The organism is Salmonella sp. 2020_1395 (assembly GCF_043848115.1).
Classification (GTDB): domain Bacteria; phylum Pseudomonadota; class Gammaproteobacteria; order Enterobacterales; family Enterobacteriaceae; genus Salmonella; species Salmonella enterica.
On record NZ_JBCMFH010000008.1, the window covers coordinates 72,967 to 85,747 of the forward strand.

Consider the following 12,781-nt stretch of genomic DNA (forward strand, 5'->3'; position numbering starts at 1 on the left):
ACGTCACTTAAACTGCCGGAAAATCCCAGGTTAAACGCAGACTTTTCAACTATGCTTTTTTCTCAAGTCTCTGAAAAAGGCCGTAAAAGGATGAGGAAAGCATCATGACGATCTCAAAGCTATGGGTAAGTTCGCTGGCGTTGCTGGCGACGGTGAGTTTACCTCTACAGGCGGCATCACCCGTGACGGTCGGGTCAAAGATTGATACCGAAGGCGCGCTGCTCGGCAACATGATTTTGCAGGTACTGGAAAGCCACGGCGTTAAAACGGTCAATAAAATTCAGCTCGGGACGACGCCAGTCGTTCGTGGCGCGATTACCGCCGGAGAGCTGGATATCTATCCGGAATACACCGGTAACGGGGCGTTCTTTTTTAAAGATGAAAACGATCCGGCATGGAAAAATGCAAAGCAAGGCTTTGAGAAAGTCAAAAAACTGGATGCGGAGCAGAATAAGCTGGTCTGGTTGACGCCTGCGCCGGCCAACAACACCTGGACCATCGCGGTACGCCAGGACATCGCGGAAAAAAATAAACTCTCCTCGCTTGCCGATCTCAGCCGTTATCTGAAAGAGGGCGGCACTTTTAAACTGGCGGCGTCTGCGGAATTTATCGAACGGGCGGATGCGCTGCCGGCATTTGAAAAAGCCTATGATTTTACCTTGAATCAGAACCAGCTCTTGTCGCTGGCGGGCGGCGATACGGCGGTCACGATCAAAGCCGCCGCGCAACAAACATCCGGCGTTAACGCCGCGATGGCGTATGGCACCGACGGCCCTGTCGCCGCGCTGGGTTTGCAAACCCTGAGCGACCCGAAAGGCGTCCAGCCTATCTATGCCCCCGCGCCGGTAGTGCGTGAATCGGTGTTACAGGCCTATCCGCAGATAGCCGACTGGCTGCAGCCCGTTTTCGCCAGCCTTGATGAGAAAACGCTGCAACAGTTGAACGCCAGAATCGCCGTAGAAGGGCTGGATGCGAAAAAAGTCGCCGCAGATTACCTCCGACAAAAAGGGTGGGTGAAGTAATCTGTGAGTGATGCTGCCAAAAAAATCACGGTTAATCGTGTGCTGTTGCTGTTGGTTGTTCTGACCCTGCTTGCTGTCGCGCTGCCTTTCATTAATTACGCCCCGAATCGTCTGGTGAGCGGCGAGGGGCGCCAGTTATGGGAGATCTGGCCGGCGACCATCTGGATGCTGACTGGCGCGGGATGCGCGCTGTTTACGTTGTGCTTTGTACCCGGTAAACGCGGTAGCGTACTGACGCTGATGATGGCGCAGACGTTTTTTATTGTCATGCTGTGGGGAGTCGGCAGGGCGGCGACCCAGTTGGCGCAGGAGGGCAGCCCGCTGGCGCGTACCAGTCTGGGAAGTGGATTGTGGCTGGGCCTCGGTCTGATGCTGCTGGCCTGTAGCGATGCGATCCGCCGTATTACCACTGGGCCGCTGTGGCGCTGGTTGCTGCACGCGCAAATTGTCATTGTCCCGCTGGCGCTGCTGTTTTCAGGCACGTTCGACAACCTCTCGCTTCTGAAAGAGTATACCAACCGCCAGGATGTTTTCGATGCCGCGCTGGTGCAACATTTGATGTTACTGGCAGGCACGGTGCTGCCGGCGCTGGCGATCGGACTACCGTTGGGCGTCTGGTGTTATTTTTCCGCCTCACGCCAGGGGCCGGTGTTTACCGTGCTGAATGTGATCCAGACTATTCCTTCCGTCGCGCTGTTTGGCCTGCTGATTGCGCCGTTGGCCGGGCTGGTGAAACAGTTTCCGTGGCTTGCCGAATTCGGCGTCGCGGGAACCGGCATGACGCCTGCACTGATAGCGCTGGTGCTCTATGCGTTATTGCCGCTGGTGCGCGGCGTGGTCGCCGGGCTCAATCAGGTGCCGCGCGATGTGCTGGAGAGCGCAAGAGCAATGGGAATGAGTAGCGGCCAGCGCTTCAGGCATGTGCAACTGCCGCTGGCGCTGCCGGTCTTTTTACGTAGCCTGCGGGTAGTAATGGTTCAGACAGTGGGAATGGCCGTCGTCGCCGCGCTGATTGGCGCGGGAGGTTTCGGCGCGCTGGTGTTTCAGGGGCTATTGAGCAGCGCCATTGATTTAGTCCTGTTGGGCGTCATTCCGGTGATTGCGCTGGCGGTAGTGATCGACGCGCTGTTTGATTTATGGATCGCGTTTTTGAAGGGAGCAACCGATGATTGAATTTAACCATGTCAGTAAAACCTTCGGCGATCAACAGGCTGTTAGCGACCTCAATTTGCACTTTAGCGAAGGCAGCTTTTCGGTGTTAATTGGCACCTCCGGCTCGGGAAAATCGACCACTCTGAAGATGATTAACCGGCTGGTAGAGCATGATAGCGGAACGATCCGTTTTGCCGGGGAAGAGATCCGCAGCCTGCCGGTGCTTGAACTGCGCCGTCGCATGGGCTATGCCATTCAGTCTATCGGTCTTTTTCCCCACTGGACGGTGGCGCAAAATATCGCCACCGTACCGCAACTACAAAAGTGGTCGCGTGCGCGGATTAACGATCGTATTGACGAACTGATGGCATTATTGGGTCTGGAAAGCGCGCTGCGCGATCGCTATCCGCATCAGCTTTCCGGCGGGCAACAGCAGCGGGTCGGCGTTGCGCGGGCGCTGGCTGCCGATCCGCAGGTATTGCTGATGGACGAGCCTTTCGGCGCGCTTGATCCGGTAACGCGCGGCGCATTGCAGCAGGAGATGACCCGCATTCATCAGCTACTGGGACGCACTATCGTACTGGTGACGCACGACATCGACGAGGCGCTACGCCTCGCCGACCATCTGGTGCTGATGGACGGGGGCCACGTTATCCAACAGGGATCGCCGCTTTCTATGCTGACCTCGCCGGAAAATGATTTCGTGCAGGCGTTTTTTGGCCGCAGCGAGCTGGGCGTAAGGCTGCTTTCGTTACGTAGCGTAGGCGATTATGTACGTCGGCATGAACAGCTCAGCGGCGACGCGCTGGTGGAAGAGATGACGCTACGCGATGCGCTATCGATGTTTGTCGCCCGTCGGTGCGACGTCCTGCCGGTGGCGAATCAGCAGGGCGAGCCCTGCGGTACGCTCCATTTCCGCGATCTGCTTTCGGAGACGTCTCCCCGTGAAACGACTGTGTGATCCGCTTCTCTGGCTTATTGTTCTGTTCTTGCTTCTGCTGTTTGGATTGCCTTATAGCCAGCCGTTCTTTGCCGCGCTGTTTCCCGATTTACCGCGCCCGGTCTACCAACAGGAGAGTTTTGCCGCCCTCGCGCTCGCCCATTTCTGGTTGGTGGGCATCTCAAGTTTGTTTGCCGTCGTGGTGGGCGTCGGCGCAGGGATTGCGGTCACGCGAGAAAGTGGGAAAGAGTTTCGTCCCCTGGTGGAGACTATCGCCGCCGTCGGGCAGACCTTTCCGCCGGTCGCGGTACTGGCGATCGCGGTACCCGTCATGGGTTTTGGTCAGCAACCGGCCATTATCGCCTTGATCCTGTATGGGGTGTTGCCCATCCTGCAGGCGACCCTGGCCGGGCTGGGCGCGGTGCCTGCCAGCGTGATGAGCGTTGCCTGCGGTATGGGAATGAGCCGTCGCCAACAGTTGTATCAGGTTGAGCTGCCGCTGGCCGCGCCGGTGATTCTGGCGGGCATCCGAACCTCGGTGATTATCAATATTGGTACGGCGACCATCGCTTCAACGGTGGGGGCCAGTACGTTAGGCACGCCGATCATTATCGGGCTTAGCGGCTTTAATACGGCCTATGTTATCCAGGGGGCGCTGCTGGTGGCGCTGGCGGCGATCATTATCGATCGCCTGTTTGAAAGGCTGACGCGCGCGCTTACCCGGCACGCAAAATAAAACTGTAACCTGCCAGCATCACGCCGCCGATACCGCCAATAGCCATCAGCAGGAAAAGGGCGATCACCCCGATTTTCGCTACGCGCATTATGTACTCCTTATGTTAATAAAAGGAGTATACATTAAAGCGAATTTGTTAGCTGCTGTTTAAACGCCAAGGGGATGAATGTCGCGTCCCTGGGCGCGCCAGGCCAAAAGTTGCTGCTGCTGCGCCAGCGTCTGGTTTTCTCCGCACCATACCAGTAACGTCTTGCCGTCAAACAGTTCCGGACGGAACTGGCTAAGCGAGTGCGCCAGCACGTCGATTCGCCATCCCTGTTGGCTGGCGACCCAACCTTCCAGCCACAGGCGGGTGGTATCATGGATATTCCAGCCGATCACCAACGCATCTTTTCCCTGTTTCTTACGCGCAGACGCCAGGCAGAGCGCAATATAGTTGATCAGGATACCGTCAAGAATGCCGAGCAGCGCCTGAAGGGCGGGTTGTTGGCATTGTAATCGTCGCCGCAGCGGGACGAACAGGTTAGTGGTCAATGTTTGGGCTGGATAATCCTGACCGCGTTCTTTGACCCATAACCGTAAACTGTGCAGATTACTGCTTTGCAGGTAGTGCAGCAGGATCTCCTGCTGTTCGCGCCAGCCGTTAGGTTGTTCGCTACTGTCGCTACTGAGCAGCACTTTGACTTTGCTGACCTGGACGCCGTTATCTATCCAGCGCTTGATTTCGCGGATTCTGTCGATATCGGCATCGTTAAACAGACGATGACCGCCATCCGTTCGCTGTGGTTTTAAAAGTCCATAACGTCTCTGCCACGCGCGCAACGTGACAGGATTGATATCACAAAGCAAAGCCACTTCACCAATTGTGTAAAGCGCCATCGTTTCACCCTTGCTCGCGAGGTCCCGGTTTAACTTTAGACGCTCTTTTAGGAACCAGGAAGTTTTGCCTGTTTTTTATGCATTAAAACGCGAAGTAGCGGGTTGCGGCGCGGCGTTTAAGTGATCGTATTCACGAATTCATATTTTTATGCAACAGTTCAAAGAAAGTTAATCGTACTCAATGTATGTTACGCGCTTTTAATTGAAGTGTGGTTTGCGGGTATGTACGAGTTTAATCTGGTGTTGCTGCTGCTTCAGCAGATGTGCGTGTTTCTGGTCATTGCGTGGCTAATGAGTAAAACGCGCCTGTTCATCCCGCTTATGCAGGTCACGGTTCGTCTGCCGCACAAGCTTCTGTGTTACGTCACGTTTTCTATCTTCTGCATTATGGGCACTTATTTTGGGCTGCATATCGAAGATTCGATTGCCAATACCCGTGCGATTGGCGCGGTGATGGGCGGCCTACTCGGCGGGCCGGTCGTCGGCGGGCTGGTCGGTCTGACCGGTGGGTTACATCGGTATTCTATGGGCGGCATGACGGCGCTGAGCTGTATGATTTCCACCATCGTCGAAGGGCTGCTGGGCGGGTTGGTACACAGCGTTCTCATACGTCGCGGACGCCCGGACAAAGTGTTTAGCCCGCTGACGGCGGGAGCAATTACGTGTGTTGCCGAACTGGTGCAGATGCTGATCATTTTACTGATAGCCAGGCCGTTTGACGATGCCCTGCATCTGGTCAGTAATATTGCCGCGCCGATGATGGTGACGAATACCGTTGGCGCCGCGCTGTTCATGCGTATTTTGCTCGATAAGCGCGCCATGTTCGAAAAATATACTTCGGCATTTTCTGCTACCGCGCTGAAGGTCGCCGCGTCAACGGAGGGGATTCTGCGTCAGGGATTTAACGAAGTGAACAGTATGAAGGTGGCGCAGGTGTTATATCAGGAGCTGGATATCGGCGCCGTCGCCATCACCGATCGCGAAAAACTGCTGGCTTTTACTGGTATTGGCGACGATCACCATCTACCGGGCAAACCCATTTCATCAGGTTATACGCTGAAAGCAATTGAAACCGGAGAGGTGGTTTATGCCGATGGCAACGAAGTGCCGTACCGCTGTTCGCTACACCCGCAGTGTAAACTCGGTTCGACGCTGGTGATTCCGCTGCGTGGCGAAAATCAGCGAGTCATGGGCACCATTAAATTGTACGAAGCGAAAAACCGACTGTTCAGCTCAATTAACCGCACCCTAGGAGAGGGTATTGCGCAGCTTTTATCCGCGCAGATCCTGGCCGGACAGTATGAACGGCAGAAGGCGTTGCTGACGCAGTCAGAGATCAAGCTGTTGCACGCGCAGGTGAATCCGCATTTTCTGTTTAACGCGCTCAATACCATTAAAGCGGTGATTCGCCGCGACAGCGAACAGGCCAGCCAACTGGTGCAGTACTTGTCGACCTTTTTTCGCAAAAATTTAAAACGCCCGTCGGAAATCGTCACGCTGGCGGATGAAATTGAACACGTGAACGCTTATCTGCAAATTGAAAAAGCGCGTTTTCAGTCGCGTCTGCAGGTACAGCTTGATGTTCCATCGACGCTTTCACGTCAGAAATTGCCTGCGTTTACGTTACAGCCGATTGTTGAGAACGCCATTAAACATGGCACGTCGCAACTGCTTGATACCGGCAACGTCGCTATTCGCGCCCGGCGCGAAGGGCAGCATTTGATGTTAGATATTGAAGATAATGCGGGACTGTATCAGCCTTCCGCCGGCAGTAGCGGGCTGGGGATGAGTCTGGTGGATAAACGTCTGCGCGAACACTTTGGCGATGATTATGGTATTAGCGTGGCCTGCGAGCCGGACTGCTTTACCCGAATTACATTACGACTTCCACTGGAGGGGGACGCATGATTAAAGTGCTGATTGTGGATGATGAGCCGTTAGCGCGGGAAAATCTGCGGATTTTGCTCCAGGGGCAGGATGACATTGAGATTGTGGGAGAGTGCGCGAACGCGGTAGAAGCGATTGGCGCGGTACATAAGCTGCGACCTGATGTGCTGTTTCTGGATATTCAGATGCCGCGTATCAGTGGACTGGAGATGGTAGGAATGCTTGACCCGGAACACCGCCCGTATATCGTTTTTTTAACCGCGTTTGACGAATACGCCATCAAAGCCTTTGAAGAACACGCTTTTGATTATCTGCTCAAGCCGATAGAGGAGAAACGGCTGGAGAAAACGTTACATCGTCTGCGTCAGGAGCGCAGTAAACAGGATGTTTCGTTGCTGCCGGAAAACCAGCAGGCGCTTAAATTCATTCCCTGTACCGGACACAGCCGGATCTATTTGTTGCAAATGGATGATGTCGCCTTTGTCAGTAGCCGTATGAGCGGCGTTTATGTGACCAGCAGTGAAGGTAAAGAGGGGTTTACCGAGCTGACGCTGCGCACGCTGGAAAGCCGGACGCCGCTACTGCGTTGTCATCGTCAGTTTCTGGTGAATATGGCCCATTTGCAGGAAATTCGGCTGGAGGATAATGGGCAGGCAGAGCTGATTTTACGCAACGGCCTGACGGTGCCGGTAAGCCGTCGCTATCTGAAAAGTTTAAAAGAGGCGATTGGCCTGTAAAAGACTGTTAGAATATCGTTTTGCCATAGAAACGACCGAAGGCCTCATGCTGAGTAACGATATTCTGCGTAGCGTGCGCTACATTTTAAAAGCTAATAATACCGATCTGGCGCGTATCCTGGCGCTGGGTAACGTTGATGCTACGCCGGAGCAGATAGCAATCTGGTTGCGCAAAGAAGAGGAAGAGGGGTTTCAGCGTTGCCCGGATATCGTGTTGTCCTCATTTCTCAATGGCCTCATTTATGAAAAACGCGGCAAAGATGAGGCGGCGCCTGCATTGACGGCGGAACGTCGTATCAACAACAATATTGTGCTGAAAAAGCTGCGTATCGCCTTTTCGCTAAAAACAGATGATATCCTGGCGATACTTACCGGTCAGTTGTTTCGTGTCTCAATGCCAGAGATCACCGCGATGATGCGCGCGCCGGACCATAAGAACTTCCGCGAATGCGGCGATCAGTTTATGCGTTATTTTCTGCGCGGTCTGGCGGCCCGTGAACACGCGGCGAAGTAATTCTGCGGTATTGTTCCCGGCAGCGTCCTGTCTGACCGGGAAAACGCATTATTATACTAATTGATTCTATGATACCCGCTCTCTTCCAACAGTTTCTGCGAGCGAATCATTGACAGATAGTACGCGGAACAGTTGTCAATTGATGATCCTGGCAATTTACAGAGGTCGCTTATTTTTGCCTGGGTAAAATCAATATCCACATATTCCGTAGCATAGCTATCATAATAGTCGATTCGTTCAGTCAAACCCGGCATACCCTGATAAGCTTCGCCGACTTGACTCAGCATTTTTTGTGCTTCTTCTTTATTATTGGCTTTCAGGGTCTTATAAAGTAGTTTATGTTCAGATATTTGACGTAAAACGATATCCCCTTTGTAGTAATAGGTTAACTTGATTTCAATACCGTTGAGATTACCTACATAGCGTTGTGTTTCCTCTGACTCTTTGCTAGCGGCTATCTTCTTGATAAACGCTGTCATGTTATTTTGCTTTCCCTGGAGAGTATCGTTTTTCTGATCGCAGCCAGTTATGCTAACCGATAGAGAGAGCGCGAATAGTGGCAGTGCCATAAGACGTAGAACCTGCATAACAATTCCTTGTCGTTAAGTATTGGTGTGGCCAGGAATTCAGGGATTATAGGCTTTGGCGAGGGGACTTACAGCGAGGCTGTCTTTTTTCGGAATTCATAAAGAAAAGACGCTGCCGAAGCAGCGCCCTGAGCGACTTTACCAGTCGATGCAATACATTATGCCTGCCAGTTATTTCGCTTCTTTAAAACCAGCAGCTTCCAGCAGCGTCTGGGTTTGTTTCATGCTGATACCTTTGCTGGTATCGCCGGACACCATCGTCCCTGAGATTTGCTGTAACGCTTTAAAGTCCACTTTTTCCATATCCACAGAGACGTTTTCCTGGGCATAGGTATCTTCATAGGTTAATTTTTCTTCCACTCCGGCGATATTTTTATATTTCGCGCTCAGCGGATCGAGAATTTTGGCGGCATCTTCTTTCGTTTTAGCGCCTACAGTGGCATAGCTGATTTTACTTTCAGACGTCTGCTTAATGATTTTGTCACCTTTATAGGTGTAAGTAATTGAAATTTCTGTCCCCGCCAGGTTTGCGTTAAAGGTCTTTGATTCTTCTTTATCGCCACAGCCAGTAAGAGAGAACACCAGTACGGAAGCCAAAGCCGCGGACAATAACTTGCCAGAAATTTTCATCTAAAACTCCATTTTATATAATGATTGGGTTTTTAAAATAATTTCAATGAATTAATTTAACCCAGTAATAGCAATGTATCAGGGAGAGATAGAATATGACTTTTAGCCGTTATTTAGCAGTCCGGATATGGAGTCTTAACGCTATTGCTTATTAAGGAAAAAGTTAAAACACGCGGATGGGGTGATATGCCAGTCAGGATTAAGCGGTTAAAAAAGCCGGAGCATGCTCCGGCTTGTTGCTTATTTCACCTGTTGGCCAGGCTTCGCGCCGTCATCAGGGCTTAACAGGAAGATATCTTTCCCGCCAGGTCCTGCGGCCATCACCATTCCCTCGGAGACGCCAAAGCGCATTTTGCGCGGCGCGAGGTTGGCGACCATTACCGTCTGGCGGCCAATCAGCGCCTGCGGGTCCGGGTAGGCGGAACGAATGCCGGAGAAGACGTTACGCTTCTCGCCGCCCAGATCCAGCGTCAGGCGCAGCAATTTGTCAGAACCGTCTACGAACTCAGCGTTTTCAATCAATGCTACGCGCAGGTCAATTTTGGCGAAATCGTCAAAGGTGATGGTTTCCTGAATCGGGAAGTCGGCTAACGGGCCGGTAACCGGCGCAGCTGCGGCTTTCACCTCTTCTTTAGACGCTTCAACCAGCGCTTCAACTTGCTTCATGTCGATGCGATTGTAGAGCGCCTTAAAGGTGTTGACCTTGTGACCGAGCAGCGGCTGTTCGATGGCATCCCAGTTCAGTTCGCTGTTCAGGAAGGCTTCAACGCGTTCAGAAAGCGTCGGCAGTACCGGTTTCAGATACGTCATCAGCACGCGGAACAGGTTGATGCCCATTGAGCAAATGGCCTGCAGGTCCGCGTCGCGGCCTTCTTGTTTAGCCACCACCCACGGCGCTTGCTCGTCAACATAACGGTTAGCGATGTCGGCCAGCGCCATAATCTCACGGATAGCTTTGCCGAATTCACGGCTTTCCCATGCTTCGCCAATCACCGCAGCGGCGTCAGTAAAGGTTTTGTACAATTGCGGATCGGCCAGTTCAGCCGCAAGCACGCCGTCGAAACGCTTATTGATAAAACCGGCGTTACGCGAGGCCAGGTTGACTACTTTATTGACGATATCGGCATTGACGCGCTGGACAAAGTCTTCCAGGTTCAGGTCGATGTCGTCAATGCGTGAAGAAAGCTTCGCGGTGTAGTAGTAGCGCAGGCTGTCGGCGTCAAAGTGTTTCAACCAGGTGCTGGCCTTAATAAAGGTGCCGCGAGACTTAGACATCTTCGCGCCGTTCACCGTCACGTAACCGTGAACGAACAGGTTGGTCGGCTTACGGAAGTGGCTGCCTTCCAGCATGGCAGGCCAGAACAGGCTGTGGAAATAGACGATGTCTTTGCCGATAAAGTGGTACAGCTCGGCGTCGGAGTCTTTTTTCCAGTACTCATCAAAACTGGTCGTGTCACCGCGCTTATCGCACAGATTTTTGAAGGAGCCCATATAGCCAATCGGCGCGTCCAGCCAGACGTAGAAATATTTGCCCGGCGCGTTCGGGATTTCGAAACCAAAATACGGCGCATCGCGGGAAATGTCCCACTGCTGGAGGCCGGATTCAAACCACTCCTGCATTTTGTTCGCCACCTGCTCCTGCAGCGCGCCGCTGCGGGTCCACGCCTGCAGCATTTCGCTGAATGACGGCAGATCAAAGAAAAAGTGCTCGGAGTCACGCATCACTGGTGTAGCGCCGGACACCACGGATTTCGGCTCAATAAGTTCGGTCGGGCTGTAAGTTGCGCCGCAGACTTCACAGTTATCGCCGTACTGGTCTGCGGATTTACATTTCGGGCAGGTGCCTTTCACAAATCGGTCCGGCAGGAACATGCCTTTTTCCGGATCGTAGAGTTGAGAGATGGTGCGGTTCTTAATAAAACCGTTCTCTTTCAGGCGCGTATAAATCAGCTCGGACAGCTCGCGATTCTCGTCGCTGTGCGTTGAGTGGTAGTTGTCGTAGCTAATATTAAAACCGGCGAAATCGGTCTGGTGCTCCTGGCTCATTTCACCGATCATTTGCTCCGGCGTAATACCAAGCTGCTGCGCTTTCAGCATGATCGGCGTGCCATGAGCGTCATCGGCACAGATGAAGTTAACCTCATGGCCGCGCATTCGCTGGTAACGGACCCAGACATCAGCCTGGATGTGCTCCAGCATATGGCCGAGGTGGATAGAGCCGTTGGCGTACGGCAGCGCGCACGTTACCAGAATTTTCTTCGCGACTTGAGTCATAGTGGGTATTACTTCTTCTGTTGTAAAAAAGGGCTTTGATAGTACCAAAATGGTAATTACTGCGCCAATCGATAAGGGCATTTATCCGTAAATGAATAATTGTTACCGCTGGAGTAAACTACAAAGTTACAATCGTACTTTTCAGAACTACAAAAGGAGTCGGGATGAACGAACAATCCCAGGCCAAATCACCAGATACCCTGCGAGCGATGGTCGCCGGGACGCTGGCGAATTTTCAGCACCCAACCCTGAAGCATAACCTCACCACGCTTAAGGCGTTGCACCACGTCGCCTGGATGGATGATACGCTGCACGTTGAGCTGGTCATGCCGTTCGTCTGGAACAGCGCGTTTGAGGTATTAAAAGAGCAATGCAGCGCCGATCTGTTACGTATTACGGGCGCAAAAGCGATCGACTGGAAACTGTCGTACAACATTGCGACGCTGAAACGCGTCAAAAATCAGCCTGGCATTAATGGCGTGAAAAACATCATTGCCGTGAGCTCCGGTAAAGGCGGGGTGGGTAAATCGTCCACGGCGGTAAACCTGGCGCTGGCGTTAGCGGCTGAAGGCGCAAAGGTCGGGGTTCTCGATGCCGATATTTACGGTCCGTCGATCCCAACCATGCTTGGCGCAGAAGATCAGCGCCCGACATCGCCAGACGGTACGCATATGGCGCCGATTATGTCTCACGGCCTGGCGACCAACTCGATCGGCTATCTGGTAACTGACGATAACGCAATGGTATGGCGCGGCCCAATGGCCAGTAAGGCGCTGATGCAGATGTTGCAGGAGACGCTGTGGCCGGATCTGGATTATCTGGTACTGGATATGCCGCCGGGAACCGGGGATATTCAGCTAACGCTGGCGCAGAACATTCCTGTTACCGGCGCGGTGGTGGTGACTACGCCGCAGGATATCGCGCTAATCGACGCCAAAAAAGGTATCGTGATGTTCGAGAAGGTGGAAGTGCCGGTGCTCGGCATTGTGGAAAATATGAGTATGCATATTTGTAGCAACTGCGGCCATCACGAACCGATCTTCGGCACGGGCGGCGCGCAGAAGCTGGCGGAAAAATACCATACTCAGCTTCTGGGTCAGATGCCGTTGCATATTAGTCTGCGCGAAGATCTCGATCGCGGTACGCCGACGGTGGTTAGCCGTCCGGAGAGCGAGTTTACCGCGATCTATCGCGAACTGGCCGATCGCGTTGCGGCACAGCTTTACTGGCAGGGTGAAGTGATTCCGGGAGAAATCGCCTTCCGCGCGGTGTAATCCTCCTGACGTATTCCAAAGAGAATATGACATTCACTGCATTAATATATATTGATGCAGTGAATGTATTAATAAAATAATAGCCCCCGCATTGTTAATTCCTGCTTAAACAGACAGGTGTTTATCTGAAATAATCGGCAAAAACATAA

General features: G+C 52.9%; 13 protein-coding genes. 8 read left to right on the forward strand and 5 right to left on the reverse strand.

Features of this window, described 5'->3' with window-relative positions:
* The first annotated feature begins 104 nt into the window (after nt 1-104).
* Genes ACH0WD_RS14510 through ACH0WD_RS14525 form a run of 4 tightly spaced genes read left to right on the forward strand, consistent with a single transcriptional unit; the run spans nt 105 to nt 3,850 of the window.
* Nucleotides 105-1,022, forward strand: coding sequence for an ABC transporter substrate-binding protein (locus ACH0WD_RS14510; RefSeq protein WP_000155876.1), 918 nt, complete (start codon nt 105-107; stop codon nt 1,020-1,022).
* 3 nt (nt 1,023-1,025) lie between these two features.
* Nucleotides 1,026-2,195 carry an ABC transporter permease gene (locus ACH0WD_RS14515; RefSeq protein ID WP_001278109.1) on the forward strand — a complete coding sequence of 390 codons (1,170 nt, stop codon included), beginning with the start codon at nt 1,026-1,028 and terminating at the stop codon, nt 2,193-2,195.
* Nucleotides 2,188-3,135 carry an ABC transporter ATP-binding protein gene (locus ACH0WD_RS14520; protein ID WP_000569166.1) on the forward strand — a complete coding sequence of 316 codons (948 nt, stop codon included), beginning with the start codon at nt 2,188-2,190 and terminating at the stop codon, nt 3,133-3,135. The genes ACH0WD_RS14515 and ACH0WD_RS14520 overlap by 8 nt, the downstream gene beginning before the upstream one ends.
* On the forward strand, nt 3,119-3,850 hold the full coding sequence (locus ACH0WD_RS14525) for an ABC transporter permease (RefSeq protein WP_000824850.1): 732 nt from the start codon (nt 3,119-3,121) through the stop codon (nt 3,848-3,850). Before ACH0WD_RS14520 ends, ACH0WD_RS14525 begins: the two co-directional genes overlap by 17 nt.
* Here the strand turns inward: ACH0WD_RS14525 and ACH0WD_RS14530 are convergent.
* Both ACH0WD_RS14530 and mlrA read right to left on the reverse strand, forming a co-directional pair.
* Nucleotides 3,831-3,938, reverse strand: a complete 108-nt coding sequence (locus ACH0WD_RS14530; RefSeq protein WP_001261696.1) for a protein YohO — start codon at nt 3,936-3,938, stop codon at nt 3,831-3,833. The two genes, ACH0WD_RS14525 and ACH0WD_RS14530, sit on opposite strands and share 20 nt — an antisense overlap.
* A 59-nt stretch (nt 3,939-3,997) precedes the next feature.
* Nucleotides 3,998-4,729: an HTH-type transcriptional regulator MlrA gene (gene mlrA, locus ACH0WD_RS14535; protein WP_001240418.1), complete on the reverse strand. Its 732-nt coding sequence runs from the start codon at nt 4,727-4,729 to the stop codon at nt 3,998-4,000.
* 222 nt (nt 4,730-4,951) lie between these two features.
* Between mlrA and ACH0WD_RS14540 the strand changes: the two genes are divergently transcribed.
* Genes ACH0WD_RS14540 through ACH0WD_RS14550 form a run of 3 tightly spaced genes read left to right on the forward strand, consistent with a single transcriptional unit; the run spans nt 4,952 to nt 7,867 of the window.
* The gene (locus tag ACH0WD_RS14540) at nt 4,952-6,637 is read left to right on the forward strand and encodes a sensor histidine kinase (RefSeq protein WP_000272851.1); all 1,686 of its coding nucleotides are present in this window, start codon (nt 4,952-4,954) and stop codon (nt 6,635-6,637) included.
* Nucleotides 6,634-7,353: a two-component system response regulator BtsR gene (gene btsR / locus ACH0WD_RS14545; RefSeq protein WP_000598637.1), complete on the forward strand. Its 720-nt coding sequence runs from the start codon at nt 6,634-6,636 to the stop codon at nt 7,351-7,353. The genes ACH0WD_RS14540 and btsR overlap by 4 nt, the downstream gene beginning before the upstream one ends.
* Nucleotides 7,354-7,399: 46 nt before the next feature.
* The gene (locus tag ACH0WD_RS14550; protein ID WP_000950413.1) at nt 7,400-7,867 is read left to right on the forward strand and encodes a DUF1456 family protein; all 468 of its coding nucleotides are present in this window, start codon (nt 7,400-7,402) and stop codon (nt 7,865-7,867) included.
* A 56-nt stretch (nt 7,868-7,923) separates the two neighbouring features.
* Here ACH0WD_RS14550 and ACH0WD_RS14555 read toward each other — a convergent pair whose 3' ends face one another.
* The 3 genes from ACH0WD_RS14555 to metG all read right to left on the reverse strand — a co-directional run bounded on the left by ACH0WD_RS14555 (nt 7,924) and on the right by metG (nt 11,358).
* Entirely contained in the window at nt 7,924-8,454 is a 531-nt protein-coding gene (locus ACH0WD_RS14555) for a YehR family lipoprotein (protein ID WP_001197951.1), read from the reverse strand.
* Between the two features lie 171 nt (nt 8,455-8,625).
* Nucleotides 8,626-9,084 (reverse strand): YehR family lipoprotein, encoded by a 459-nt coding sequence (locus ACH0WD_RS14560; protein WP_000703143.1) that lies wholly within the window; start codon nt 9,082-9,084, stop codon nt 8,626-8,628.
* A 240-nt stretch (nt 9,085-9,324) separates the two neighbouring features.
* The gene (metG, locus tag ACH0WD_RS14565; RefSeq protein ID WP_000195330.1) at nt 9,325-11,358 is read right to left on the reverse strand and encodes a methionine--tRNA ligase; all 2,034 of its coding nucleotides are present in this window, start codon (nt 11,356-11,358) and stop codon (nt 9,325-9,327) included.
* A 164-nt stretch (nt 11,359-11,522) separates the two neighbouring features.
* On the opposite strand from metG, the gene apbC reads away from it, so the two are divergent.
* On the forward strand, nt 11,523-12,632 hold the full coding sequence (gene apbC / locus ACH0WD_RS14570) for an iron-sulfur cluster carrier protein ApbC (protein ID WP_001005424.1): 1,110 nt from the start codon (nt 11,523-11,525) through the stop codon (nt 12,630-12,632).
* Nucleotides 12,633-12,781: the final 149 nt, after the last annotated feature.